Genomic DNA, 25,087 nt, shown 5'->3' with positions numbered 1-25,087 from the left:
TCAGCCCAGGGCGGCCGCGAGGGTGGCGTCGGTTGCCTCTCGCAATTGCCGCCGGGCCTGCGCGTCCTCGGCCTGGGAGAGCGGCCGGGACAGGTTGCGGCCGTTGAAGAACGCGCCGGTGGTGCCCGCCAGCGCTGGGTCGGCGATCAGGCGCAGGGTGGCCTCGCCGCCCTCGGCGACCGTGCTCACCGGGGCAACACCGGATTCGGTGACCATGGTGGTGGCCATGAAGGTCGCGGGGTGCAGGGCGTTCACCGTGACGCCGGTGCCCGACAGCTCGGCCGCCAGGTCGATGGTGGACATGATCATGGCGAGCTTGCTGCGGCGGTACGCGGTGACACCGTCGTAGCCGCGGTCCAGCGCGAGATTGTCGAAATCGAGCTCCAGCTGTCCCAGCGAGGCCACGTTCACGATCCGGGCCGGGGCGGCCGCGGTGAGCAGTGGCAGCAGGCGGCGGGCGAGCCGGTCGGCGGCGAGATAGTTGACGGCCCAGCGCAATTCGATACCGTCGGCGGTCAGCTCGCGGGGCGCGCCCGGGTTGCCGAAGCCGATGCCGGCATTGTTGACCAGGACGTCCAAGCGCGGGGTGCGGGCGGCGACCTCGTCGGCCAGGCGATCCACCTCGGCGAGCCGGGACAGGTCCGCGATGATCACCCACGGCTCCGGACCGCCCGCGGCGGTGATCTCGGCGGCCACCGCCGCGGCCCGGTCGCGGTCGCGGCCGTGCACGATCACCCGGGCCCCGGCCGCGCCGAGACGGGTCGCCAGGTACCGGCCCAGGCCGTCGGTGGAGCCGGTGATCAGTACGGTGCGGTCCTTCAGCCCGGAGATCTCGTAGTCGCTCATGACCAGTGCCATCGATCGGGATGGCCCGGATATTCCCCGCGGATTCGGGCCCGCTCGTCATGATCCGGTCACGAAGTGCGGATTATCGTGTGGTCCACAGGTTTTCGAGAAGGGACTGACCATGGACCCGACGGGTAAGAGCGATCAGCCGGTGGATGATCCGGAGACCGAGAAGCAGTGGTACGACAGCTATAACCAGAAGGGGGATCAGGCTCATCAGGACCCGCCTTGGAAGTCGGGGAACTGAGGTTGTCGGTGGGGGGCGTTACCGTGTTGGCGTGAACCGCACGGATCGGCTCTATGCGATCGTCGAGGAGTTGCGGGCGGTGGCGCCGCGACTCAAGACCGCACGGGAATTGGCCGCACGGCACGGGGTGAGTGTGCGGACGGTGGAGCGGGATATCAGCGCGCTTCAGCAGTCGGGGGTGCCCATCTACGCCGATGTGGGTCGCCGCGGTGGGTATGCGCTGGAGAAGAGCATGTCGTTGCCGCCGTTGAATTTCACGGCGTCCGAGGTGGTGGCGCTCGGGGTCGCGGTGGCGCGGGCGGGCGACGGCCCGTTCGCGGCGGCCGGGCGCAGCGCGCTGCGCAAGATTCTGGCCGCCATGTCACGCCAGAACGCCGACGCCGCAGAGCGATTGGCGCAGCGGGTGCACATCATGGAGGGACCCGAAGCCATCGCGCCGATGCCGATCCCGCCGGAGGTCGAGCAGGCGGTCGTGGCCCGGCGGGTGCTGCGCATCGAATATTTGGACGCGGCAGGGGTGCTCAGCGAGCGTGCGGTGGAGCCGGTGGCGCTGCTGCACGGCATCAACGGCTGGTACCTGGTGGCCTGGTGCCGGCTGCGGGACGAGCCGCGCAATTTCCGGCTGGATCGGATGAAGGCCATCGAGTTGACGGAGTGGACCGGGCCGGAGCGGACCATCGACATGTGCCGTCCGGCCGAGCCGGTGCACGAGATCCGGATGATCTCACTCGGATAGCCGGAAAACGGTCCGGAAACACCGACAGGGGGTTGTCGCGAAGCGGCGAGATCGTGGTGGGGCAAGGGAATCCACCACCACTCTTCGGGAGATACAGATGAGCACTCCGCCCTTCAACACCGTCGCCTGGTTCCAGGTCAACAGCGATGAGCCGGAGCAGGTGAAGGCGTTCTACAAGGAACTCTTCGGCTGGAACTTCGCCCCGGACCCGGATGAGGACGGCAAGTACGACATCGTCACCTACCCGGGCAGCGAAATGCCCGCGGGCGGCATCGCCCACAAGGACGACGACTCGGACAACACCGCCATCTTCTATGTACTTGTGCAGGACGTTCCGGAGATCCTGGCCGCGGCCGAGAAGGCCGGCGGCAAGGTGTTCGTGCAGCCGGTGACCGCCAAGAACGGCCTGGTCTTCTCCGAGATCCTCGACACCTCCGGCAACCGCTTCGGCATCTTCAGCCCGCCGCCCGCGAACTGAGCGGCAGCGGTTCCGCTGGTCCGCGCGGTTAGCCTGTCAGCGAAGCATTTTCGATGACAGGAGTGTGGATCGTGGGCATGTTCGACCAGTTGAAGGATGCGGCGGGCAAGGCGGCGGAGCTTGCGGGACAGCACGCCGACAAGTTGGAGCCGTTGATCGACAAGGCCGGCGATCTGATCGACCAGCAGACCGACGGGAAGTTCGAGGCCGCGGTGGACAAGGTCCAGGAAGCCGCGAAGAAGGCATTGCACGAGCAGGCGGGGCAGTAGCGAGCACGGGGCAGTAGCGGAGGGCTCGTCATCGAGCGTCCGGCGGCGGCGTTGCCGCCGGATCCGCTACTGCGACAAGAACTCTCGTCGCAGACCGGTCACCAGTGGTCGCGGTTGTGGTCGCGATTGTGCTCCCGGTCGTAGCGATCGTGGTAGTGGCTCCAGCAGTAGTCCCAGTTGAAGCCGAAGTTATCGCGGTCGCAGTAGTAGTGGTACCAGTAGTCGTCGTCGTGGTCGGTGTGGGCGATGCCCGTCCCGGCCGGCGCGGCGGCGGCGATGCCCGCGCCCACCGGGAGGACGAACAGCGCGGCGGCGGTGATGGTCACCAGACGCTTGGCAATGGTCGACATGTGATCTGCTCCTTGGTCTTTCACGGGTTCGGGTGGTTGTTTCCCGTGTAAGACAATGGTGCGGATCGGCGGCCGGAATCTCTGTTCGCCCGCAGACGCTGGAAGTGTGTCCGCGCCGACACAACGGCGCGAACACACTCCGGCGGCGCATCACATGGTGGCGGTGTCGATCACGAAGCGGTAGCGCACATCCGAGGCGACCACGCGGTCGTACGCATCGTCGATGCGGTCGGCGGAGATCACCTCGATCTCCGCGCCGATGCCGTGCGCGGCACAGAAGTCCAGCATTTCCTGGGTCTGCGGAATGCCGCCGATCATCGATCCGGACAGCGAGCGCCGGAAGCCCGCCAGCGTGGAAGCCTTGACGGCATAAGGCTTATCGGGCAGGCCCAAGACCACGAGGCTGCCGTCGAGCTTGAGCAGTTTGAGGTAGTCGTCGATCGGCAGATCCGCCGACACGGTGTTGATGATCAGGTCGAAGGAGCTGCGTAGCTGTTTGAAGGTGGCCCGGTCCCCGGTGGCGTAGTAGTGGTGCGCGCCGAAACGCAGCCCGTCCTCCTGCTTGGACAGCGAGTGGCTCAGCACCGTGACCTCCGCGCCCATGGCCGCGGCGATCTTCACGCCGACGTGCCCGAGCCCGCCCATGCCGACGATGGCGACCTTCTTGCCGGGCCCGGCATTCCAGTGCCGCAGCGGCGAGAACAGCGTGATGCCCGCGCACAGCAGCGGCGCGGCCTCGTCGAGCGCGATGCCTTCGGGAATGGACAGCACGAAGCCCTCGGTCACCACGACCTGCGTGGAGTAGCCGCCGAGGGTGTATCCGCCGGTCTGCTGTTCGACCGGGACCCGGCTGTTGTAGGTCCAGACCAGGTTCTTGGTGCAGTACTGCTGTTCCCCGGCCTGACAGGGTTCGCAGGTGCCGCAGGAATCGACCATGCAGCCCACGCCGACTCGATCGCCGACCTGGTGCTTGGTCACCTCGGAGCCGACGGCGGCGACGATGCCCGCGATCTCGTGGCCGGGCACGCACGGGTAGGCGGTCCCGTGCCATTCATTGCGGGCGGTGTGGATGTCGGAGTGGCAGATGCCCGCGTATTTGACGTCGATCAGCACATCGTGGGGTCCGACCTCGCGGCGTTCGATGGCGATCTTCTCGAAGGCCCCGTCTGGGGCGGAAACGGCATATGCGGCAGCAGTGCTCATGCAGTCATGCCTACTCCCGCATGCCCACGATCACCAACCGTGGTCGGATATCTCATGCTCGGCGCGGCGTGCCGATCCGGTGGCAAACGCTCGGCATGCTGGCACGGTGGCGATTCTGATCTCGCTGTTCTCGATGTGCGCGACCCTGATCGGCGGGCTGCTGGCGGCTCGCATCGGCGATCGCAAGCGCCTGGTGCTGGGGTTGGCCGCGGGCGTCATGCTCGGCGTGGTGGCCTTCGATCTGATGCCGGAATCGCTGGAGGCCGATCATCGGATCGTGCTCGCCGTGCCGGTGCCGCTGCTGGCCGCGGTGGTCGGCTTCTTCACCGTCCACATCATCGAGCGGTCGCTGGCCATCCACACCGGCTATGAGGACGAATACGCCGCTCACCAGCATGGACATGATTTCAGCTCGCTGGGTCTGCTGGCCGCGAGCGGGCTGATCTTCCACAGCGTGTTGGACGGTCTCAGTATCGGTTTCGGTTTTCAGGCCGGGGCGGCGGTGGGCGCGGCGGTCGCCATCGCGGTCGTCTGTCATGACTTCGCCGACGGCTTCAACACTTTCACCCTGACCACGCTCTACGGCAATGCCCGCAAGCGGGCCATGGTGATGCTGCTGCTGGACGCCATCGCCCCGGTGGTCGGCGCGGTGATCGGTACCCTGGTCAAGGTCCCGATCGAACTGGTCGGCCTGTATCTCGGTTATTTCGCGGGATTCCTGCTCTACCTCGCCACGGCCGATATCCTGCCCGAGGCACATGCGGGCAAACCCTCGAAGGGACCCCTGCTGTGCACACTGGCCGGTGTGGTCTTCATGTTGTTCGTTGCCGCCCTGAGCCACTGAAATACTGGTACACCGAATAGGTACAGCTCGAGCCGACGGGCGATCGGCAAGTCGGGAGGGTCCGTGGACGACGGTAGACGCCGAGGCCATGCTCGCCTTCAGCACAGAGGCGGTCGACTGTTCGCTCTGTTCCTCGCCGCGATTGTCGGCTGCACCGGATTCCTCTGCTACCGAGGCGAATTGCCACGCCGGCTCTTCGCCGACGACGCCACCACCGCCAGCCTGATCGGCCCGTCGCTACCGCCGCTGGACGTCGATCTGGTCTCCCGGGTCGCCGAACCGGCACTGGTGAACATCACCGCGGGCATCCGCCCCTACGGCCTGGGCGCGGCCGGATCCGGCATCGTGCTGACCGCCGGGGGCGAGATCCTCACCAGCCATCACGTCATCAAAGGCGCTGACACCGTGACGGTTTCGGATGTCGGCACCGGCGTGAGCTACACGGCCACCGTCGCGGGCTACGACTCCAACGCCGATATCGCGCTGCTGGATCTCAATGGTGCCGACGGCCTGCCCGTCGCCCGGATCGGCAGCTCCGCCCTGTTGCACCTGGGTGATGCCGTGCTGGCCATCGGCAATGCGGGCGGCACCGGTTCGCCGACCGCGGTGGGCGGTCCGATCACCAATCTGGATTCGGCCATCGTGGCCCGCAATGCGGCCGACCTGTCGCGAAAGTCGCTGCACGGCATGATCGAGGTCTCGGCCGCGGTCGCCGCCGGGCAGTCCGGTGGCGCGCTGGTGGACCGCTTCGGCGCGGTGATCGGCGTCATCACCGCCGCCTCGGGCGATATGTCCAAGGCGCTGGGCAAGGGCCCCAACGGTTATGCGGTGCCCATCGACACCGCCATGAACGTGGTCCGCCAGATCCGTTCCGGCACCCCCACCGACACCGTGCATGTCGGGCCTACCGCCACTCTCGGCATCCTCACCTCGGACGCGCAGCCGACCGGCGCGCACGTCGACGTGTCGATCTACGGTCTGCCCGCCTACACCGCCGGAATCGTGGACGGCGAGACCATCACCGCCCTCGACGACCGGCCCATCACCAGCTCACAAATGCTGAAAGCCGCACTCAACGCCCATAAACCGGACGATGTGGTGCGGCTCGAGGTCAGCGACGCCGAGGGCGGGCACCGCACGGTGAGCGTGACGCTCACCGTGGGCCCGCCGAATTAGAGCTTGCTGTTCCAGTAGGACTGGAACTGGATGTACACGGTCAGGATGATGATCGCGTAGTAGATGGCGATCAGCGTCCAGCGCCATTCCACCAGGATCTGCAGCAGTCCACGCGAGCGGCCGAACAGCAGTCCCGTCACGATGGCGAACATGGCCGGGGTCACCGCCCACACCACCATGCACCACGGGCACAGCGCGTGGATCTCGAAGGTCGCGTCCCAGACCAGCCAGCCGATGGCCGCGATGCCGACCAGCAGTCCCAGCCACATGCCGCCGAAGAACCAGCGCGGCAACGAGATTCCGACCACCAGCAGCACACCGATGGTGACGAACACCGAGAAGCCGATCACGCCGATGATCGGATTGGGGAATCCGAACATCGACGCCGATTTCGCTTCCATGACCGTGGTGCACGAGATGGTCGCGTCGATGGTGCACATCGGCTTGTAGTTGGTCTCGGTGAGCGACTTGAACTTCTCGACCAGCAGCGTCACCGACGCACCCCAGCCGAGCAGTGCGCCGAGCAGCAGCGGCCACGCCGACCGCGGTCCCGCCGAGATCATCACTTGGCCGCGTTATCGATCACCGCGGTCATGCCGCCGGGGGTCATGAGCGCCTGCGGATCCTGGACCTGAGTGCCGTTCACGTAGACCGTGGGGGTGGACTTCACGCCGGTGGCGAAGACCGCGTTGGTCTGCGTCTTGATCCACTGCACGTAGCGGCCGTCCTTGATGGCCTGGGCGACAGCGGGATCGGTGTATCCGGCGTCCTTGGCGATCTGGATGAGCTGGTCGTCGCTCATGCCGTTGCCGTTCTCCTTGGGCTGCTTCTGGTACATGGCGGCCAGCCAGCCCTGGAACTTGGTCGGGTCGGCCTCGTACATCACGTAGGCGGCCGCACCGGCGCGGGTGGAGAACTGGTTGCCGTTGGAGGCCCGGTCCAGGAAGGAGATGATGTTGTAGTCGACGACCGCCTGGCCGCTGGTGACGGCCTTCTTCAGGGCGTCGGCATTGGAGTTCTCGAACATGTCGCAGGCCGGGCACTGCATGTCGGCGACGACGCGGACCGCCACCTTCTGCTTGCCCGCGGGCGCGGGGACGCCGGTGTTGTCGATGCGGATGGCGCCGTCCGGGGTGAGGTTCGGCGGGACCAGGGCGCCTTGCGCGGCATCCCAGTGGAAGGTGTTGGCGGGCTCGGCCTTGTCGTTGTTGTGCTTGCGCACGGCCAGTGTGATGCCGATACCGGCGATCAGACCGAGCAGCACGACGGCCACGCCCACCTGGATGAGGATCTTCCGATTGCGGTCGGCCTGAGCCGCCTTCGCCAGCGGATTCTGACCCGTCGGTTTCTTGCTCACCCTGAGCTCACCACGCCTTCCGTTGTCACGACACGTGCGCGCCCATCTTCACCCGAGAACCTGAGAGAAACCTGCATCGGGGTACGCCGAGTCGCGCCCGGTGCCGCCACGACGAGCGATTTTCCGTGCACGACGGCGAAAATTCACCCCTAGGGGTGTGAATCACGCCTGGGCGAGCCGCTTTTTCTGCTCGGCGATATCGAAGTCGGCGGCCGGCCAGTCCAGCTTCAGACTCTGCAGCGCGTCGATGAGCAGTTCGGTGACGGCCAGGCGCGCGTACCACTTGGCATCGCAGGGCAGCACGTACCAGGGCGCGTAGTCGGTGTTCGTGCGATCCAGGACCGCCTGGTACGCCTCCTGGTACTGCGGCCAGAAAGCGCGCTCGTCGATATCGGCCGGATTGAACTTCCAGTACTTGTCGGGCCGTTCCAGGCGCTGCTGCAGCCGCTTCTTCTGCTCGTCGAGCGAGACGAACATGGCCACCTTCACCACGACCGTGCCGTCGTCGACCAGCTTGCGCTCGAACTTGTTGATCTCGTCGTAGCGCTTGCCCCACACCTCCGGCGGCACCATGTCGTGCACGCGCACCACCAGCACGTCCTCGTAATGCGAGCGGTCGAAAACGCCGAGCTGGCCGCCGCGCGGCAACTGCTTGCGAATCCGCCACAGGTAGTGGTGTTTCCGCTCCTCGGCGGTCGGCACCCCGAAGGCCGCGTGATCCACGCCCTGCGGGTCCACCGAGCCGATCACATGCCGCACGATGCCGCCCTTGCCCGCGGTGTCCATGCCCTGCAACACCAGCAGCACGCTGCGGGTATCGCCGGAACGGCCGTTGGCGTAGAGCCTTTCCTGCAGCTCCGACAGCACCGCGCCCCGTTCGGCGAGCAGCAGTTCACCGGCCTTCTTGTCGCCCTTGAAGCCCGGAGTCGCGGATGTATTCAGATCGTTCACCTGTACGCCATCGGCCCGTAGGGCCTTGGTGACCGGTTTGGACCAGGATGTCGCCTTCGCCATCCGTCATGGTTAGCACGGGTCGCGGTTTCCCGCAGGCAACCGGGCCGAATCGGACCGCACGGCAGCGGGATCAGACCCGTGCCAGCTGCACCAGTTGCGCGGCCAGTTCCTCGTCGGTGACCGGTGTCAGGGTCAGGTCCGCGGCCGTGGTGAGCAGGTAGCGGCCGTCACCGGAGAAATCCAGCCAGGTCCGATGCCGGGTCGGCGGGGACAGCGGATTCGCGGGTTCGACCGTGACGGTGATGAATCCGCGCCCATCCACGGGTTCACGCAGTTTGCGGCGGAAGCGGTCGGCCTCCTCCCCGGTGCCGGTGGCGTCCGGATACAGCACCGCCTGCTGCGGTTCCCGCAACGGTTCCAGCTGTCCCGGCGGCGCCGAGCCGATGACCTCCACCAGTTCGCGACCCAATTGATCGGCGGGACACAGGGATACGGTCACCGTGTCCGGCAGCGAGACCAGGATTCCCGCGCGCTGCTGCGCCACCGCCGCGAAGGCGAGAATGCGCCGCGCCCGCGGGCCGGTGGTGTGCTCGCCGTAGAGGGTGACCGTGGTGGTGTCGGTGCGGGCGCACAGCGCGAGTGCCGCGGCCAGCTCCGGATCGGTGCGGCGCAGGAAGCGCGGTGGCGGAGCGCCCCACGGGGGAGTGGTGAATCGTGTTGTGCCGTCGGTGTTCCCGAGTGCCGCGGGCGACGTGTCCAGCGGGTAGGGACGGCGGGCCAGAGCGGTTTCGCGGGTCCAGATCATCGCGAACTCGTCCGGGGTCAGGATCCATTTCATGGGGCCGACCCCCCTTTCTGCGGTACCACCTCCGTCCCGCTCGCGACCCTACCGGAGAGTTTCTGCGGGTGCTGGCTGTCACCAGTCGGCTGCATCTGTGACCTGGAGCACTCGCATAGTCATCGGCTATCGAACCGGTCCGACGAAGGGCAGTACCACTGTGCAGGAGGCGGGTTCGGCGTGCGCGGGGTCGAGGGCGTTGAGCACCAGGCGCACGGCGATCGGATCCGCGGTCAGCTCATTGTGTTCGGTGTAATCGGTCGGGCAGAGGTCCTGGAGCACCACATTGTCGACATTCGGCCCGTCGAGCAGGCCGGTGGTCCACGGAGTGGCGATCTCGTCGTAGTGGGTCACGATCGTGGTGAACCGAATGTCCGGCGCGATGGCCGCATTCGCGTTCAGATCGATGGCGACCTTCGAACCGGGTGAGAGCTCGCAAGGGCCGCACTGGTTGATGAGCTGGGTACCGATCCCGGTTGCTTCGAGCAGCAACTGCAGGCTCGCGGCGCCGCTGACCGTCGACCCGTGGAACGGGGCGGCCAGGGCCACATAGTGATCGATCTTCGGAATGCCGCCCAGGTGGTTCAGCAGGTAGAACGGCACCGCCCCGCCCATCGAATGGCCGACCAGATCGACCTTTTCGGAGCCGGTCGCGGCGCGCACCCGATCGATGAAGTCGGAGATCTGCTGCGCGCTGTCGGCGATGGGCGCGATCGCGCTCATGACATCGCCGAGTGCCCCGGTGCCGTAGGTGGTGCTGAATACGCAGTACCCGGCATTGGCGAGGACTGGCGACAGCGTGTTCCAACCCACCGTCTGGTTGCCGAGTCCGTGGAGCAACACCACCGGATTCGGATGCGCCGCACTGGGTTTGCACGACCAGTCGTTCGCGCCGGGCGGCGCCTGCCCCGGCGCGGTGAGTTCGGCGGCCAGCCCGCCGAGATAGCTGTAGGACGGATCGGGCTGGTCGGCCGTGGCCGGTCCCGCGATCGCGGCGGTGGACAGGATGGCGAGGGCGAGGCAGCGGGCGGCCAATCGCATGGGGTACTCCCGGATCTCGTGCCGGTCGGCCTCCTGGCGCCCCCTTCGCGCCAGGCATGACCGACCGGTCGGTCATAGGCTAGCCGCTGTGTACCCTGCGAGGGAAGACACGGTGCACGAGAGGATTTCGGTCATGGCCCGACCCGCGGAACCCGGTCGCAACGCGCTGCTCGAGGCCGGCTTCGACGTCGCCGTACGGGCAGGTCTGCGCGGCCTGTCGGTGAACGCCGTGGTGGCCGCCGCGGGCATGGCGAAAGGCAGCTTCTACCACCACTTTCCGGATCGGCGCGGCTACATCGTCGCGCTGCACCGGCGCTACCACGAGGAACTGGCCGTCGCCATCCTCGCCGCCATCGGCGACCGCCCGCCCGGTCGCGATCGGCTCCGCGTCGGCATCACCGCCTACCTCGACGCCTGCCTGCGCACCCGGGGCACGAAAGCCTTTCTCGCCCAGGCCCGTACGGACGCCGACCTGCTCGACGAGGTGAATGCCCGCAGCCTGTCCTTCGTAACGCTGATCGCCCCGGACCTGGCCGAGCTGGGCTGGACCGATGCGGCGGCGGTGGCGCACCTGACCATCGCCATGGCGGCCGACACCGCGCTGGCCGAAATGTATGCCGCCGCACCGCGTCCCGACCTGCGCGCCGCGCTCACCGCCTTGCTCGAACGCACTCCGGGCTGATCCACCGCTGCCCGCTTGTCGCGGGCGGAGTCCCGTTCAGTCCCGAGGCCGGGTGGCATAGTCGGCGAGTCCGGCCAGGGCGGTGTCGAATCCGTGGGTGGCGACCTCGATCACCTTGGCGCGCACCGTTTCCGGATCCTCACCCGCGAGAATCCCCCGGCGGATCTCGGCGTGTAGCGCGCGGTTCAGCCCGGCCAGGGCGGCGGCGACCAGTCGCGGGGTGGCGTCCTCGGCTGCCGCGCCCGTCGTCTCGGAGAGTGCCTGTGCCAGTGCGGCTTCGGAGCGTTCGTCGAGCCGGTGCACGCGGGCTTGCAGTGCGGAGCTGTCGTCGATGAGCCGCCAGAAGGTGATGGCGGCGGGGGAGAGGCCGAGGGTGGGATCGGCGTGGCCGAGCTTGTCGAGGAAGGCCCGGCGCACGGCGGCAGCCGCCGATTCGCCGGGTTCGCGGGTCCGAACCGCCGTGGCGAGCCGTCCGACCACCTCGTCCTGCCGGTCGAAGAACAGGTCTTCCTTGGTCGGGAAGTAGTTGAACGCCGTATTGACCGACACGTTCGCGGCCCGCGCCACCTCGGCCACGGTCACCTTGTCGAAACCCTTCGCCACGAACAGCGTCATGGCCGCATCGGCCAGCGCGGTCCGGGTCGCGAGCTTCTTCTCCTCGCGCAATGCCACCTGCCGCTCCTTTCGTCGAGAGCAGTATAGGTGTGACACTAAAATTGGTGTGACACCAAAATTCGAGGTACGGTCGAGCCATGACGCTCAGATTCGGGATCTATGCGGGCGGCCTCGGCGAAGACGCACACCGCGAGATCACCCCCGGCCCGTCCGAAAACTCTGAACACATCACCGAAGCCCTCGACAAGCTCCACGGCGACCATCCGTTCGTGGTGCGCGGCTACACCCTCTATAGCGACGCGCGACCTGGCTACCAGGAAGCCCCACCGCGGCCGTGGCAGTACGCGACCGGGCGCCGCGAACTCGATCTGGTGGTCTGCTTCCGTGAGCCGGGCGAGGATCTCACCGGCTGGCTCGAGTTCCTCCGCACGCAGATTCGCGAACACGGGCCGGTGCTCACCTCACTGCAGATCGCCGAGGAGGCCAACCACGGCGGACCCGGCGGCGACGGCAATCAGCCGGCCGTGCGGCACGCCATCATCGAGGGCGTGCGGGCTGCCCGCGCGGAAGCCGACCGGCTCGGACTGGACATCCGCATCGGCTGCAACTCCTCGGTGATTCTCGATCCGGCACAGGAGTTCTGGACCGATCTGGGCCGCCGCGGCGGCAGCGAGTTCACCGAGGCGCTCGGCTATGTCGGCCTCGACCTGTTCCCGGACGTCTTCCGCCCGATCCCGCCCGAGCGGCTGGAGTCGGCCATCGCCGGGGTGATCACCGCCTTCCGTCGCGAAAGCCTGTCCGCTGCGGGCGTTCCCGCAACCACGCCCATCCACATCACCGAAAACGGCTGGGCCACCGGCCCGAATCGCTCCGCGCAACGGCAGGCCGAGGTGCTCGAAACCGTCGTGCGAATCGTCGACAGCCTGTCCGTCGAGCTCAATATCACTACCTACGAGCACTTCTCGCTGCGCGACTCCTACAGCGACCAGGGCGATATGAACCTGGAATTCGGGCTGCTGCGCTCGGATTACACGCCGAAGCCCGCCTTCGACCGCTATCGCGAGCTGATCGCCGAATTCGGTCCGCCCGCCTAGGCGATCCCTCGTGGGAGGGATGCGGGTGATTGCCGGGTGTGACAGCATCCGACGCGACTACTGCAACTTGCATCCCCACTGCATAAACGACGGAGGTTCCCATGCGCTCGGCGACCACATCCGGCCGACGCCGCGGACTGTCCCGGCTGGCCGGGGCGGGCCTGCTGGCCGGTGCGATCGCCGCGGCCACCGGCCCCGCCGCCGCCGCGCCGATTCCCGCCGTGCCCGGCCTCGCGCCGGACTTCATCGGCACGCCCGCTACGGCACAGCCCGTCACGGGCGTGCCGCCGGTTCCGCAGCATCCGGGCCTGGCCCCCAACGGTGACTCCGGCATCCACGGCGACGGCTGGATGTCGGACACCTATACCCGGCCCGGCCCGCTGGGGGTGGGAACGAAGGTCGATTCGCTGCTGGTGGGCGACGAATGCGGTTCGATCGCCTTCGACCATGCCGGTCGGATCGTCACTACCTGCCCCGGCCTGAATCCCGCCCTGCTGCTCATCGATCCGGCCTCCCTGCGTGTGCTGGCATCGACCCCGCTGCCCGGTCGCGGTGCGGGCGAGTTCCTGAAGCCGGGAGCCTTCACCAGTTTCGGTGGCGGCGCGTACTTCTACCTCGACAATCGTGACCGCGCGGTGGTCGGCACGAACGACGGGCACGTCCGCGTGTACTCGGAAACCGCCGGGGCGGACGGGTTCACCCTCGATCACGACTACGACCTGAGCGCTTCGCTGCGTCCCGGCGAGACGCTCAACTCGGTACTGCCCGACTCCACCGGACGGCTGTGGTTCGTCACCAAGACCGACGGCGTGGTCGGCACCCTCGACCCGGAAACCGGTGCGGTGCAGGTGATCCGGCTCGGCAACGGCTCCGACGGCGAGATCGAGAACTCCTTCGCGGTCGGCGTCGACGGCGACGTGTACATCGCCACCAACCGGGAGATGCTGCGCTTCGACGCCGGTCCGGACGGAGCCCCCGACATCACCTGGCGCGTCACGTATGCCAACAGCGGCGAACACAAGCCCGGCCAGGTCGACGACGGCACCGGCACCACCCCGACCGTGCTGCCCGGCGGCTACGTCGCCATCACCGACAATGCCGACCCGATGAACGTGGTCGTCTACCGCACCGCCCGCGATGTCGCACAGCGCGAGGTGTGCTCGGTGCCGGTCTTCCCGAAAGGCGCCGGCAATACCGAGAATTCGCTCATCGGCGCGGGCAACTCGATGATCGTCGAGAACAACTACGGCTACTCCGGCCCCGACGCCACGCTGGGCGGCAAGACCACCACTCCCGGCTTCGCCCGCATCGATATCGACCCGGATGGCAATGGCTGCCACCAGGTTTGGGCCAACAATGTCGTCGCCGCGCCCACCGTCGTGGCCAAGCTCTCGCTGGCCACCGGCCTGGTCTACACCTACACCAAGGGCGCCGACGTCACCGATCCCTGGTACTGGACCGCGCTGGACTTCCGCACCGGAAACCTGGTGTGGCAGCGCAAGTCCGGATCCGGGCCGCTGTACAACAACAACTACGCGGGTATCGCGCTCGGCCCGGACGGTACGGCCTACCTCGGAGTCCTGGGCGGACTCATATCGCTTCGCGACAGCTAGGCGGTCTTCACCTCGATGGTGATGTCGGCGGCGCGCAACCGCTCGGTCAGCGCGTCGCCCATCGCCGAGGCCGGGGTGAGAATGCCCGCCAACTCCGGCAGGCTGTCGAACGCCAGGCACAGCCCGGACTGCCCGAGCATCACCGAGGTGGCCTGATAGCCCGGGTCACCCTTGCCCGCGAACGTGCACACGTACTTCGCGCCCGAAGTGGTGTGCGCGAAGGTGCGCATGGTGAACCAGCCGCTCTTACGCGACTGCTCGCTGGGCCCGGTGCCCGGCTTGGGCACGATCCGGTCGATCAGCTTGCGGCCCACCGCCACGCGTGACAGCACCGCGCCCGCCGCCATGGTCGCCACGATGCCGCCCGCGATACCCGCCGCGACCAGCGGCGCGGTCGCCGAGGAACCCGCGCTCATCACCTCGCGGTAGCGGAAGTTCTTGCCGTACGGCCAGCCCAGCAGGCCGTTGGAGCGCCGCACGATCTTGGTGTTGTGCGCGCCCATGATGAACGTCGCCACCCAGCCGTCCAGGCTCGGATCGATGGCCGAGGCCCGCGACAGCGCCTGATCGCTCTGGCGGCCGACATTCGGCTCCATCGCCTTGTCCGGGCTCAGCGAGTACGGGTGCGCCATGATCGACCCCTTGGCCGGATCCTCGGCGATCGCCTCCATCATGGCCCGGCCGGAGTCGATGGTGCCGCCGCTGGCCCCGCCCTTGAGGCTGGCCACCAGCGTGACATCGGTGAGCTCGCCGGTATTGTCCGCGACGCTGCGCTTGTAGAGCTGGTACACGCTCAGATCCGACGGAATCGAGTCGTAGCCACAGGAATTCACGATCTTCGCGCCGGTCTCCGCGGCCTTCTCACCGAATCGGTCGATGCAGTCACGGATGAACAGCGGCTCACCGGTGAGATCGGCGTAGTGCGTGCCGTTCTCGGCGCACGCCTGCACCAGCGGGAACCCGTAGCGCAGGTACGGCCCCACCGTGGTGACGACCACCTTGGTGCGCGCCGCCAGCGCGTCAAGGCTGGCCTGATCGGTGGAATCCGCCTGCACCAGCGGCCATTCCGCGGCTGCGGCACCCAGCTCGTTACGCACGGCCGCCAGCTTCTCCAGCGACCGGCCGGCCAGCGCGATACGCGCATCCGCGGGCGCGGCCTCGAGCAGATACTCCGCCGTCAACTTGCCCACGAAGCCGGTCGCCCCGAATAGGACGATGTCGAATTCCCTGTTGGTCATTGCTTTTCCCATCGGGTGAGGTTTACGCCTTTGCGGCGCGCTTGCGAGTCTTCTTGGCAGGTCCCCCGGTGGTGGGCGTCGGGGTCGGGCGGCCCGCCAGCCATTCATGATGCGCGCGACCGAGTTCCGTCACCGGCTCGTCTCCGTACAGCCACTCCCGCGCCACGCGATGCCAGTTCCCGGTTGCTTCCAGCTGCCCCAGCATGCCGAAGGTCAGGAAGTCCGCGCGCCGCGAGAACAAATGCTCCGGCGGCAGATTCTGCTGCTTCATCCCCGCGAAATCGCTGGCCCGCGGATCCACCGCCAACACGAAAGCGCCCGAAGCCAACTCGGGGGTGATGGTGAGTTCCTCGTCCACCAGCGCCCATTCACACGCCGCCAGCACGTACTCCAGGCACTCCTCGGGCGTGATCTCGTCGGGCGAGTCGATGACGCCGCGCTCGACCATCAGGTCCCGCAGCTCCTCGGCCTGCTCCTCGGCCGCCGCGCGAATGCAGATGGCCTCGAACCGCACGTGCTCGGGATCCATCCGGTTGTAGAGCCCGAAGTCCAGGAACGCCACCCGGCCGTCGGCCCCCAGCAGCAGATTGCCCGGATGCGGGTCACCGCAGAACTCGTTGAAGGTGAACAGCGAGCCCACATAGAAGCGGTAGATGATCTCGCCGATCCGATCCCGTTCGACCGCGGGCAGTTCCCGGATCTCCTCGAAACCGCGACCCGGGAAGTACTCGCTCACCAGCACCCGAGTAGTCGACAACTCCGGGTAGGTGGTCGGCACCACGATGAACGGGTGCCCGGTGAACAACTCCGAGATCTGCTTCTGGGTATTGGCTTCCGCGACGTAGTCGAGTTCGCTCTCCAGATTCAGCCGCAACTCGTCGAGCACGGCCGGGGTCACCCACGGCATCGCCGACTGCAGGATGCGCCGGAACATGGCCAGGTTCTTCAGATCCGCGCGCACCGCCGCGTCGATCCCCGGATACTGCACCTTCACCGCGACCTCGCGGCCGTCGTGCAGGGTCCCCTTGTAGACCTGCCCGATCGAGGCCGCGGCCACCGGCTCCGGATTGAACTCGGCGAAAACGTCTTCCAAGGATTTCCCGAAATCCTCTTCGATGACGGCCTTCATCACCTCGAACGAGACCGAGGGCGCGCTGTCGCGCAGCACCGCCAGCCGGCGTTGGAAGCGTTCCCGATGTTCCGGCGGCACCAGATCCAGATCCAGCACGGACAGCATCTGCCCGAGCTTCATGGCCACGCCCTTCATGGTGCCCAGCACCATGACCATCTGCTCGGTGGCCCGGATCATGGATTCCTCGGCCATCCGCGCCCGGACGGCCTCGGAACGGCCGCGCATCGAGCGTCGAGTCTTCTGAGCGCGCAAGGCATTACCCGCGACGGCAATGCCCAGCTTCGTCCCCCGCGCGAGTCGGGATGTAGGCAGCTCTTTCGCCATCAGTGACCCTCCATGGGAGCCAACACCCCCGTTGGTGTCGACACGGCGGAAATCCCACTGAGTGGCCCGCCGCTGTCAGCCTAACCACACTGCGAACATTGGTGCTAGCCGTCAGCTAGCAGTGTTTTCCGGGTCGGGTAGCACATGCGGCTTGGAGTTGAAGTAATGCCGGTCACCACCTGCGCGGACCATGCCCTCGATGGCGCTCCACGCCATCATCGTCAGGTAGTCCAGCATCTCCTCGCTGGACATGGTGCGGTTGGAGATCCACCAGTCGGTGGCCAGCTGAACGCCGCCGACCAGCACGTACGACCACAGCATCGACCCTTCGGTCTGCACGTTGCGGTCGAAGGACTTGTCGATGATGACGGCCGAAACCACCTGCGCGAACAGCTTCTCGAAGTCGGCGAGGGTGGAGGTATCGGTGGCCGCGCCGTTGCCCATGATGAACCGATAGACGTCGGTATCGGAGTCCACCGTGTGCACGTAGGCCGCCAGTGTGTTGCGAACCAGTTGGTATTCGTCGAGGTCGTCGCTGATCGCCTCGTAGATCCGCGGCATCAGCGTGGTCTCGATGAAGCGCTCCATGGTGGCGCGGGTCAGATCCTGCTTATCCGAGAAGTACCGGTACAACACGGTTTTCGAGACGCCGATCTCGGCGGCGATCTCATCCATCCCGGCATCCCCGCCGCGCTTGCGGATGGCCGCCAGGGTGCCGTCGACCAGCTCCTCGCGACGATCGATCTTGTGCTGTTGCCAGCGACGTTTGCGGCCGTCGACACGACCACCGCGTGGTCCGGCGCCCGCCTCGATGGCGGCACTCACGGTGCCTTTGGTGGTCACGCTGCGTTGGCTCCTTGTTCGCGTTCTGGGCCTGGGCATATTCAGCTTAAGCCTCCCATGCTGTGGAACGTCGCCGATCGGGACGGGCCCGGTGGCGGGGAGTTCGTCACACCACGCGCCAGAATGGAACATATGGAGCAGCCATCCGGCAGTGCCGGGGTACTCGAAAAGAACGAGCCGAAGCCGATGAAGAGCACACCGACCGGCGGCGGCGCGTTCGCCGATCTCCTCGACGAAGAGGGCAAGAAGCGCGAGCTCTGGCGAATGAAGGCCATTGCCACCGGCTTCCTCGCCGCGGCCACCGTCATCTACATCGTCTGCGCCTGGCTCGACTCACGCGGCGGTGTCGGGGCGTGGGTCGGCTATGTGAAGGCCGCCTCCGAGGCGGGCATGGTCGGCGCCCTGGCCGACTGGTTCGCGGTGACCGCGCTGTTCCGGCATCCGCTCGGCCTGCCGATTCCGCACACCGCCATCATCCGCAAGAAGAAGGATCAGGTCGGCGCGGGCCTCGGCGAATTCGTCCGGGAGAACTTCCTGTCCCCGGACGCGGTCGCCGAGAAGGTGAATTCGGCACAGATCAGCCTGCGCCTGGGCCGCTGGCTGGCCGAACCCGGCCACGCCGAACGCATTTCCGACGAGAGCGCGACAATTCTGCGCGCGGTGATCGGCGTGCTGCGCGATGAGGACGTCGAGCAGATCATCGACAGCACCATCGTCAAGCGCATCGCCGAACCGCTGTGGGGTCCGCCGCTGGGCAAGGTGCTCAAGGAGTTGATCGCCGACAACCGGCAGGCCCCGCTGGTGGATCTGCTGGCCGAGCGCGCCCATCAGTGGGCGCTGGACTCGCAGGACACCCTCGACCGCATCGTGAATCGCGACTCGCCGTCGTGGGCCCCGAAATTCGTGAATTCGCTGCTGGCCGAGCGCATTTATCGGGAGCTGGTGGAATTCACCTGGAAGGTGCGCACCCAGCCCGATCACGAGGTGCGCCTGGCGGCCAACCGTTTCCTCGAGGATTTCGCGAACGATCTGCAATTCGACGAGGCCATGATCGAAAAGGCCGAGAAGATCAAGACCGAGCTCATGGGCCGGCGCGAGGTCACCGGAATGGCCCAGGCCACCTGGCGGGCGGCCAAGCGGATGATCCTGGAATCGGCCGACGATCCGGATTCCACGCTGCGCCGCAAGGTGTCCGACAACGTCCGGCAGTTGGGTGAGCGGATGTCGGCCGATCCGGCGATGCGTGACAAGGTGGACGGGTGGCTCGAACGTGGCGTCCGGTACCTGGTCGCCAACTACGGTGCCGAGTTCGCGACCCTGGTGAGCGACACCGTCGCACGCTGGGACGCGGAGGAGGCCAGTCGCAAGATCGAATTGGCGGCGGGCAAGGATCTGCAATTCATCCGGATCAACGGCACGGTGGTCGGTTCCCTGGCGGGCCTGTTCATCTACGCCGTTTCACATTTGCTGTTCAATGGCTGAACAATTGACCAGAAGTGGCTCGGAAGTAATGCCGGTTGTTTGCCGCATCACCATCCGCTAACTGGCGCTAGCAGAGCGCTTGCAAGAGTTAGCACCCCGTCCTAGAATTGCCCTTACAACCGCCGGAAGGTGAGTGATGAAGCACGATCCCGAGGTTCCCGAACCGATCGACGGCGACGAAGCGGAGACGTCCGCAGCCGCTGCCGAACGGGCGGGCCGCGTAGCCAACGCGGCGCACGACATCGGGGGCTTCATCCGATCGCAGCGCGAGGCCGCCCAGGTCTCGCTGCGACAACTCGCACAGCTGGCGGGGGTGAGCAATCCGTACTTGAGTCAGATCGAGCGTGGGCTGCGTAACCCATCCGCCGAGGTGCTCGCACAGATCGCAAAAGGTCTGCGGGTCTCCTCGGAGGTTTTGTACATGCGGGCCGGGTACCTCGAACAGAGGCCGCACGGCCCTGTCCGGGATGCCCTGCTGGCAGACGACGGCCTGACCGAACGTCAAAAGCAGGTCCTTCTGGACATCTATGAATCGTTCCGCCGGGAGAACCAGGTGGACGAGGACAGAGGGGACGCAACGAACCTGATGGGGGGCGTTCCCGGGGGAAACAGGGACAACGAGGTTCCGAACCGCACAACCGAAGTTCCGCCACGCCAGGAGAACGAACCATGACCGAGCCCAAGCTCACCGCCACCGTGACCAAGCCGATCTACGCGACCGTCGGCGCCGGCGACGCCCTCTACGCCGCCGCGCTGGACGTCGTCTCGCAGATCCGCGAGCGCGCCACCTCCGCCGACGTGCAGGGCCGCATCGAGGAAGCCCGCGAGCGCTTCGCCAACCTCCCGGCCGACCTGCAGGAGCAGGCCGAGACGCTGCGTCAGCGCGTGCAGGCGCTGCCGTCCGAGCTGCCCGAGGACCTGGCCGAGCTGCGCGAGAAGGCCACCCCCGAGGAGCTGCGCAAGCTCGTCGACACCTACTACCACCAGCTGCTGGAGCTCTACGCCGACCTGGCCGCCCGCGGCGAGGAGACCGTCGAGAAGGTGCGCCACAGCGAGTACGTCGAGTCGCTGATCAGCCGTGGCGACTCCTTCCTGAACCAGGATGCGGTCACCAGCGCCCAGGATGCCTTCGACAAGGCGCGGGCGCAGGCCGAGGCGGCCTTCGAGAAGGCGTACGAGCAGGTCGGCCCGTACCTCGGCCTGGGCAAGGACGGCGAAGAGGCTCCGGCCGAGGAAGCCGTCGACGCCGAGGTCGTGGACGTGACCACCGAGACCGCTCCGGTCGAGGACGAGGCTCCGGTCGCCAAGGCGCCCGCCAAGAAGGCCCCGGCCAAGAAGGCTCCCGCCAAGAAGGCCGCGCCCGCGAAGAAGTAATTCGCGACTGCCGCGAAAAAGCTTGTAGCCCTCGCACACTCACGTGTGCGAGGGCTACTGCCATTTCGGGGCACCGGGCGCTCGTGGGCCGCGTCCGTGCTAGCGAGGTGCGGCTGTAAACGTTGCGTTCGAAACCCGTGTCGCGGCGCGAAGCTCCGGTGGCCGGGGCTCCGCTCCGTATGATGGGTGGGGTGATGGGAATTCCCGCTCTGATTCTGTGGGCATTGAAGCTGGGTGCGATCGGCATGACGGTGTTCGCGCTCGTGCACGCGATTCGCCAGCGTCCGGATGCCTTCACGGCCGTGGACAAGCTGACCAAGCCGGTGTGGATAGCGATTCTGCTGGCCGCGCTCGGCGTGCTGCTGCTGCCCATCTCGCTGCTCGGGATTCTCGGCATCGCCGCGGTCATCGCGACCGGTGTCTACCTCGCCGATGTCCGCCCCAAGGTCGACGAGATCCAGCGCGGGCCGCGCTGGTAACCGGCCCCCGACACTCGCGGCCGCCCTCCGGATCATCCGGGTGGCGGCCGTTTTTTCGTTTTTCGGGGTGCTTGCACTAGCTAGCACCGGGTGATGCGGGTTACTGTATCGATCAGTAACACAAAGGAGTGTCCTTATGCGGGCAACGCTGCCTCACCCTGCGGACCTCGGCCGGAAGGTCCGAAACCTGGTGCGTGAGCACCGGGCGGACCTGCGCACCCGGACCTACGCCAACGCGGATCTGAATCCGCCGGCCGGTCCCTACGAGGTCGTACCGGTCACCGCCACCGACGGAGCTCGGCTGCGGGTGCACGCCTACGGTCCCGCCGACGGCAATGTGATCGTGCTGGTGCACGGCTGGACCTGCTGCCTCGAATACTGGAACCCCCAGATCAACGCCTTCGCCGGCGAATACCGCGTCATCGCCTACGACGTGCGCGGCCACGGCGAGAGTGAGCTCGGCACCGCCCCGCTCACCACCGATCAGCTCGCCGACGATCTCGCCGACGTCCTGGACACCGTGCTGAAGCCGGGTCAGCGGGCCGTGCTGGTGGGACACAGCCTGGGCGGCATGACCGTTCAGGCCTGGGCGGGCCGCTACCCGCAGCGGGTGCGGCGGCAGCTGGCCGCGGTGCTGCTCACCAATACCGCCGCCGGCGATCTCATCGCCGAGACCACGGTGGTCCCGTTCTTCAATCGCGGCCTCGTCAAGCTGCCGTTCGCGGTCGGCCTGCTGGGCTTGAGCGCGCCCATCGTGTTCCCGCCGTTCGCGCCGATCAAGTGGGTTTTCCGGCGGCAGATCATGAGCCTGGCCACGGTCGGCGAGGTCGCGGACTACGCCCAGAACATCGTGCGTTCGTGCCCGGCGCGGGTGCGCGGCCGGTTCGGCACGCTGCTGTCCTACCTGGATGTCGGCCGTGGCGCGGCGAATCTGACCGTGCCGACCACCATCCTCGCGGGCTCGGCCGATGACATGACGCCGCCCGTGCATGCGGAGCGGATCGTCGAAATGCTCACCGAGGCGGGCAGTCTCGATGTTTACCGGGTACTGCCGACCGGGCATCTCGGAAATGTGGAGGCGTACCGGGAGTTCAATGGCGAACTCGCCCGGGTTGCCAAGTCCGCGTTCGGGATTCCGGCGCGGGTGGTGGGTGCCTGAGGGGTGGGTCCGCCCACCCCTTGGGGACCTACTGCGGGATGCCTATCACCGCCAACATCGTTGTATAGCAAGAAGATATATGAGTGCTTGCACTAGCAAGCACCCGGGTTAGCGCGCTACTGTGGTCTGGAACACAAAGGAGTGCTCATGCTGGTGAAACTGCCGGAAGCCGGTGTCGGTGCAGACGCGCTGACCGCTCCCTTCCGTTCCGGACTGCGGACCCGTTCCTACCGGACCCCCTCCCTGAATACCCCCGCCCCCGCGGATGTCATTCCCGTGACCACGCGCGACGGTGTCCGGCTGCGCGTGCACGCCTACGGCCCCGCCGACGGCGACGTGATCGTGCTGGCGCACGGCTGGTCCTGCGCCCTCGAATACTGGGCCCCGCAGATCAACGCCTTCGCCGGCGAGTACCGCGTGATCGCCTTCGATCAGCGCGGCCACGGCGAAAGCGAGACCGGGACTCGCGCTTTCAGCGCCGATCAGCTCGCCGACGACTTCTCCGACCTGCTCGACGCGGTGCTGCGTCCGGGGCAGCGTGCGGTGCTGGTCGGGCACAGCATGGGCGGCATGACCATTCAGGCCTGGGCCGACCGCTACCCGCATCAGGTCCGGCATCGGGCCGCCGCGGCGCTGCTGGCCACCACGGCAGCGCGTCAGATTCCCAACCGCGCCACCGTGATTCCGTTGCTCAACGATGTCATCCCCGGCCCGGACTGGCTGGCGCTGGCACTGTTCGGCACCCCGGTCCCGCTGCCCGGCGGCCCGGCGGTGCACCTGATCGCCAAGCATCGGCTGATGACCCGTTCCGCCACCCGCGACCAGATCCTCTTCGGCACCTCGATCGTGCGGTCCTGCCGCCCGTCGGTGCGCGCGGCCGTGGCCCGCGGGCTGCTCGAGCTCGATTTGCACGGTGCCGCAGCGCATCTCACGGTGCCGACCACGGTGATCGCGGGTTCGAAGGACCGGCTGCTGCCGGAGGTGCATTCGCGCGAGATCGCCGACACCCTCGCCGCCGCAGGCCATCTCGACCGCTACGCCGTGCTGCCCACCGGTCACCTGGTGAACATCGAGGCCGAGAAGGCCTTCAATGTCGAACTGCACCGGCTGATCCGGCGCTCGCGTCGCAGCACGGTCGCCGCCGCCGTCTGACTCCTACTCGAAGACGACGGTCCGTCGTCCGTGCACCAGCACCCGGCCCTCGAGGTGCCAGCGCAGGCCGCGGGCCAGCACCACGCGCTCGATATCGCGGCCCTGCCGGACCATGTCGTGCACGGTGTCGGAGTGGTCGATGCGGGTGACGTCCTGCTCGAGGATCGGGCCCGCGTCCAGCTCTGCGGTGACGTAGTGGCAGGTCGCGCCGATCAGCTTCACGCCGCGCGCGAAGGCCTGGTGGTACGGCCGCGCGCCGACGAAGGACGGCAGGAAGCTGTGGTGGATATTGATGGCCTTGCCCGCCCAGTGCTCGCACAGCTCGGCGGGCAGCACCTGCATGAAGCGGGCCAGCACCACGGCGTGCGGATCGTGCACATCGACGAGTTCCCGGACCTGTTCGAAGGCCGGGCCGCGTTCGGCCGGATCCTTCGGGAAGGGCACGTAGTGGAATTTGACCCCGTGCGCCTCGGTCATCTCGGCGAGGTCCGGGTGGTTGCCGATGACGGCCTCGATGGTCGCGGGCAGCTCCCCGCTGTTGGCGCGGCCGAGCAGGTCGTGCAGGCAGTGCCCGTCCTTGGAGACCAGTAGCACCGCGCGGCGGCGCTCACCCGTGTCGTGCACCTGCCAGTCGGTTTCCGGTCCGAGGTCGGCGGCGACGGCCGTGAAGCGGTCCCGCAGTTCGGTCAGATCGAACGGCACGGTCGCGGCCTTGATGGCCTGCCGGGTGAAGAACCACCCGGTCTCCAGATCGGAGTGGTATCCCGCCTCCACGATCGACCCGCCGAAATCGGCGATGAACGAGGTGATGCGGGCGATGATGCCGGGACGGTCGGGACAGCCGAGGGTGAGCACGAAGCGACGGTCATCCGGGGTAGAACTCATCCGGACATTCTCCCAGCAACCCCCGGGCAGGCATCAAACGGGTGAATCCGTGCGCTATTACAGGCCGTAGAAGGCGTCCGCGTAGCGGAAATCGCCCTTGATCTCGAGCTCGTAGGTGGTCAGCGTGCGGACCTGGAAGTGTGAGCTCCAGTCCGCGACATCGGGCACGATGCCCAGCCGCGCACCCGGCACGAAGCCGAAGCGGGGGTAGTACTCGAGGCTGCCGAGCAGACCGACGAGGGGTTCGTCGAGGGCGTCGGCCGCGCCCAGGGCGGCATGCATGAGGGCCGAACCGATGCCCTTGCCCTGATGGTCGCCGCGGACCCCGATCGGGCCCAGTGCCAGCACCGGGAACGGGCCGATGCCCGCGCGGGTGAGGCAGGCGTGGCCGATCACCTGATCCTGGAATTCCGCCACCAGTGACAGGGTCGGGATCCAGGCGGAGCCGTCGTCACGCAGCTGGTGCACGAGAGCGACTTCGGCGGGGTCGCCGACCGGTGGTGAAGAGGGGATATCGCCTTCGGCAGCCGCGGAGCCTTCGAAGGCGCTGCGGTGCACCGCGTCGATCGCGGCGGCATCGCCGGTACGTTCACGACGGATCAGCACGCCTACAAGCATGCGTGACAGCGGCGGCGGCCCGCAACGAAATTCGCTCCGCATGTGCCAAACTCGGTGC

29 protein-coding genes are annotated in these 25,087 nt (G+C 67.2%); 15 read left to right on the top strand and 14 right to left on the bottom strand.

The features are described 5' to 3' along the window. The gene (locus tag ACFXHA_RS24695; protein ID WP_379360539.1) at nucleotides 1–846 is read right to left on the bottom strand and encodes an SDR family NAD(P)-dependent oxidoreductase; all 846 of its coding nucleotides are present in this window, start codon (nucleotides 844–846) and stop codon (nucleotides 1–3) included. On the opposite strand from ACFXHA_RS24695, the gene ACFXHA_RS24690 reads away from it, so the two are divergent. The 4 genes from ACFXHA_RS24690 to ACFXHA_RS24675 all read left to right on the top strand — a co-directional run bounded on the left by ACFXHA_RS24690 (nucleotide 845) and on the right by ACFXHA_RS24675 (nucleotide 2,576). Then, a complete protein-coding gene (locus ACFXHA_RS24690; RefSeq protein WP_379360537.1) occupies nucleotides 845–1,093 on the top strand; it encodes a hypothetical protein in 249 nt (82 codons plus the stop codon). The two genes, ACFXHA_RS24695 and ACFXHA_RS24690, sit on opposite strands and share 2 nt — an antisense overlap. Nucleotides 1,094–1,124: 31 nt before the next feature. Then, nucleotides 1,125–1,829 carry a helix-turn-helix transcriptional regulator gene (locus ACFXHA_RS24685; RefSeq protein ID WP_379360535.1) on the top strand — a complete coding sequence of 235 codons (705 nt, stop codon included), beginning with the start codon at nucleotides 1,125–1,127 and terminating at the stop codon, nucleotides 1,827–1,829. A gap of 97 nt (nucleotides 1,830–1,926) precedes the next feature. Next, nucleotides 1,927–2,307: a VOC family protein gene (locus ACFXHA_RS24680; RefSeq protein WP_379360533.1), complete on the top strand. Its 381-nt coding sequence runs from the start codon at nucleotides 1,927–1,929 to the stop codon at nucleotides 2,305–2,307. Nucleotides 2,308–2,360: 53 nt separating this feature from the next. Continuing rightward, nucleotides 2,361–2,576 (top strand): antitoxin, encoded by a 216-nt coding sequence (locus ACFXHA_RS24675; protein ID WP_379360531.1) that lies wholly within the window; start codon nucleotides 2,361–2,363, stop codon nucleotides 2,574–2,576. 98 nt (nucleotides 2,577–2,674) lie between these two features. Here ACFXHA_RS24675 and ACFXHA_RS24670 read toward each other — a convergent pair whose 3' ends face one another. Together ACFXHA_RS24670 and ACFXHA_RS24665 are read right to left on the bottom strand one after the other, a co-directional pair. After that, nucleotides 2,675–2,926 carry a hypothetical protein gene (locus tag ACFXHA_RS24670; RefSeq protein WP_379360530.1) on the bottom strand — a complete coding sequence of 84 codons (252 nt, stop codon included), beginning with the start codon at nucleotides 2,924–2,926 and terminating at the stop codon, nucleotides 2,675–2,677. A gap of 150 nt (nucleotides 2,927–3,076) precedes the next feature. Further along, nucleotides 3,077–4,129: an NAD(P)-dependent alcohol dehydrogenase gene (locus tag ACFXHA_RS24665; protein WP_379360529.1), complete on the bottom strand. Its 1,053-nt coding sequence runs from the start codon at nucleotides 4,127–4,129 to the stop codon at nucleotides 3,077–3,079. A 106-nt stretch (nucleotides 4,130–4,235) separates the two neighbouring features. On the opposite strand from ACFXHA_RS24665, the gene ACFXHA_RS24660 reads away from it, so the two are divergent. Together ACFXHA_RS24660 and ACFXHA_RS24655 are read left to right on the top strand one after the other, a co-directional pair. Further along, the gene (locus ACFXHA_RS24660) at nucleotides 4,236–4,973 is read left to right on the top strand and encodes a ZIP family metal transporter (RefSeq protein WP_379360527.1); all 738 of its coding nucleotides are present in this window, start codon (nucleotides 4,236–4,238) and stop codon (nucleotides 4,971–4,973) included. Nucleotides 4,974–5,153: 180 nt separating this feature from the next. Then, entirely contained in the window at nucleotides 5,154–6,149 is a 996-nt protein-coding gene (locus tag ACFXHA_RS24655; protein ID WP_379360525.1) for a S1C family serine protease, read from the top strand. Here the strand turns inward: ACFXHA_RS24655 and ACFXHA_RS24650 are convergent. The 5 genes from ACFXHA_RS24650 to ACFXHA_RS24630 form a co-directional block, all read right to left on the bottom strand. Further along, entirely contained in the window at nucleotides 6,146–6,712 is a 567-nt protein-coding gene (locus ACFXHA_RS24650; RefSeq protein ID WP_379360523.1) for a vitamin K epoxide reductase family protein, read from the bottom strand. The two genes, ACFXHA_RS24655 and ACFXHA_RS24650, sit on opposite strands and share 4 nt — an antisense overlap. Continuing rightward, a complete protein-coding gene (locus ACFXHA_RS24645; RefSeq protein WP_379360521.1) occupies nucleotides 6,712–7,506 on the bottom strand; it encodes a DsbA family protein in 795 nt (264 codons plus the stop codon). Before ACFXHA_RS24645 ends, ACFXHA_RS24650 begins: the two co-directional genes overlap by 1 nt. Nucleotides 7,507–7,668: 162 nt before the next feature. Further along, complete coding sequence (locus tag ACFXHA_RS24640) at nucleotides 7,669–8,520, bottom strand: polyphosphate kinase 2 family protein (protein ID WP_379360519.1); 852 nt, start codon at nucleotides 8,518–8,520, stop codon at nucleotides 7,669–7,671. A gap of 70 nt (nucleotides 8,521–8,590) precedes the next feature. Further along, complete coding sequence (locus ACFXHA_RS24635; RefSeq protein ID WP_379360517.1) at nucleotides 8,591–9,298, bottom strand: ESX secretion-associated protein EspG; 708 nt, start codon at nucleotides 9,296–9,298, stop codon at nucleotides 8,591–8,593. A gap of 126 nt (nucleotides 9,299–9,424) precedes the next feature. Continuing rightward, nucleotides 9,425–10,339 carry an esterase/lipase family protein gene (locus ACFXHA_RS24630; protein WP_379360515.1) on the bottom strand — a complete coding sequence of 305 codons (915 nt, stop codon included), beginning with the start codon at nucleotides 10,337–10,339 and terminating at the stop codon, nucleotides 9,425–9,427. 133 nt (nucleotides 10,340–10,472) lie between these two features. Here ACFXHA_RS24630 and ACFXHA_RS24625 point away from each other — a divergent pair, with 133 nt between their 5' ends. Continuing rightward, the gene (locus ACFXHA_RS24625; protein WP_379360513.1) at nucleotides 10,473–11,021 is read left to right on the top strand and encodes a TetR/AcrR family transcriptional regulator; all 549 of its coding nucleotides are present in this window, start codon (nucleotides 10,473–10,475) and stop codon (nucleotides 11,019–11,021) included. A gap of 36 nt (nucleotides 11,022–11,057) precedes the next feature. Here ACFXHA_RS24625 and ACFXHA_RS24620 read toward each other — a convergent pair whose 3' ends face one another. After that, nucleotides 11,058–11,693, bottom strand: a complete 636-nt coding sequence (locus ACFXHA_RS24620; protein WP_379360511.1) for a TetR/AcrR family transcriptional regulator — start codon at nucleotides 11,691–11,693, stop codon at nucleotides 11,058–11,060. 80 nt (nucleotides 11,694–11,773) lie between these two features. Here ACFXHA_RS24620 and ACFXHA_RS24615 point away from each other — a divergent pair, with 80 nt between their 5' ends. Both ACFXHA_RS24615 and ACFXHA_RS24610 read left to right on the top strand, forming a co-directional pair. Continuing rightward, on the top strand, nucleotides 11,774–12,730 hold the full coding sequence (locus ACFXHA_RS24615; RefSeq protein WP_379360509.1) for a hypothetical protein: 957 nt from the start codon (nucleotides 11,774–11,776) through the stop codon (nucleotides 12,728–12,730). Between the two features lie 101 nt (nucleotides 12,731–12,831). Beyond that, nucleotides 12,832–14,343 (top strand): hypothetical protein, encoded by a 1,512-nt coding sequence (locus ACFXHA_RS24610; protein WP_379360507.1) that lies wholly within the window; start codon nucleotides 12,832–12,834, stop codon nucleotides 14,341–14,343. Here the strand turns inward: ACFXHA_RS24610 and ACFXHA_RS24605 are convergent. From ACFXHA_RS24605 to ACFXHA_RS24595, 3 genes are all read right to left on the bottom strand, one after another. Next, nucleotides 14,340–15,581, bottom strand: coding sequence for a saccharopine dehydrogenase family protein (locus ACFXHA_RS24605; RefSeq protein ID WP_379360505.1), 1,242 nt, complete (start codon nucleotides 15,579–15,581; stop codon nucleotides 14,340–14,342). The two genes, ACFXHA_RS24610 and ACFXHA_RS24605, sit on opposite strands and share 4 nt — an antisense overlap. Nucleotides 15,582–15,603: 22 nt before the next feature. Then, complete coding sequence (locus ACFXHA_RS24600) at nucleotides 15,604–17,037, bottom strand: ABC1 kinase family protein (RefSeq protein WP_379360503.1); 1,434 nt, start codon at nucleotides 17,035–17,037, stop codon at nucleotides 15,604–15,606. A 111-nt stretch (nucleotides 17,038–17,148) separates the two neighbouring features. After that, nucleotides 17,149–17,880 carry a TetR/AcrR family transcriptional regulator gene (locus ACFXHA_RS24595; RefSeq protein ID WP_379360501.1) on the bottom strand — a complete coding sequence of 244 codons (732 nt, stop codon included), beginning with the start codon at nucleotides 17,878–17,880 and terminating at the stop codon, nucleotides 17,149–17,151. 186 nt (nucleotides 17,881–18,066) lie between these two features. Between ACFXHA_RS24595 and ACFXHA_RS24590 the strand changes: the two genes are divergently transcribed. The 6 genes from ACFXHA_RS24590 (at nucleotide 18,067) to ACFXHA_RS24565 (ending at nucleotide 23,526) form a co-directional block, all read left to right on the top strand. Then, complete coding sequence (locus ACFXHA_RS24590; RefSeq protein WP_379360718.1) at nucleotides 18,067–19,362, top strand: DUF445 domain-containing protein; 1,296 nt, start codon at nucleotides 18,067–18,069, stop codon at nucleotides 19,360–19,362. Between the two features lie 136 nt (nucleotides 19,363–19,498). Then, nucleotides 19,499–20,035, top strand: a complete 537-nt coding sequence (locus ACFXHA_RS24585; RefSeq protein ID WP_379360499.1) for a helix-turn-helix domain-containing protein — start codon at nucleotides 19,499–19,501, stop codon at nucleotides 20,033–20,035. Beyond that, on the top strand, nucleotides 20,032–20,736 hold the full coding sequence (locus tag ACFXHA_RS24580) for a heparin-binding hemagglutinin (protein WP_379360497.1): 705 nt from the start codon (nucleotides 20,032–20,034) through the stop codon (nucleotides 20,734–20,736). The genes ACFXHA_RS24585 and ACFXHA_RS24580 overlap by 4 nt, the downstream gene beginning before the upstream one ends. A gap of 182 nt (nucleotides 20,737–20,918) precedes the next feature. Beyond that, nucleotides 20,919–21,215: a DUF2516 family protein gene (locus ACFXHA_RS24575; RefSeq protein WP_379360495.1), complete on the top strand. Its 297-nt coding sequence runs from the start codon at nucleotides 20,919–20,921 to the stop codon at nucleotides 21,213–21,215. 136 nt (nucleotides 21,216–21,351) lie between these two features. Then, nucleotides 21,352–22,374 (top strand): alpha/beta fold hydrolase, encoded by a 1,023-nt coding sequence (locus tag ACFXHA_RS24570; RefSeq protein WP_379360493.1) that lies wholly within the window; start codon nucleotides 21,352–21,354, stop codon nucleotides 22,372–22,374. A 147-nt stretch (nucleotides 22,375–22,521) separates the two neighbouring features. Continuing rightward, complete coding sequence (locus ACFXHA_RS24565) at nucleotides 22,522–23,526, top strand: alpha/beta fold hydrolase (RefSeq protein ID WP_379360491.1); 1,005 nt, start codon at nucleotides 22,522–22,524, stop codon at nucleotides 23,524–23,526. 3 nt (nucleotides 23,527–23,529) lie between these two features. On the opposite strand, the gene purU is transcribed toward ACFXHA_RS24565, so the two are convergent. Then, nucleotides 23,530–24,411, bottom strand: a complete 882-nt coding sequence (purU, locus tag ACFXHA_RS24560; RefSeq protein WP_379360489.1) for a formyltetrahydrofolate deformylase — start codon at nucleotides 24,409–24,411, stop codon at nucleotides 23,530–23,532. Between the two features lie 57 nt (nucleotides 24,412–24,468). Further along, a complete protein-coding gene (locus ACFXHA_RS24555) occupies nucleotides 24,469–25,017 on the bottom strand; it encodes a GNAT family N-acetyltransferase (protein ID WP_379360487.1) in 549 nt (182 codons plus the stop codon). Between the last annotated feature and the right edge of the window lie 70 nt (nucleotides 25,018–25,087).

Origin of the sequence: Nocardia sp. NPDC059240, assembly GCF_042753865.1 — a bacterium.
Taxonomy (GTDB): domain Bacteria; phylum Actinomycetota; class Actinomycetes; order Mycobacteriales; family Mycobacteriaceae; genus Nocardia.
This window is presented reverse-complemented; position numbering and strand designations above follow the sequence as displayed.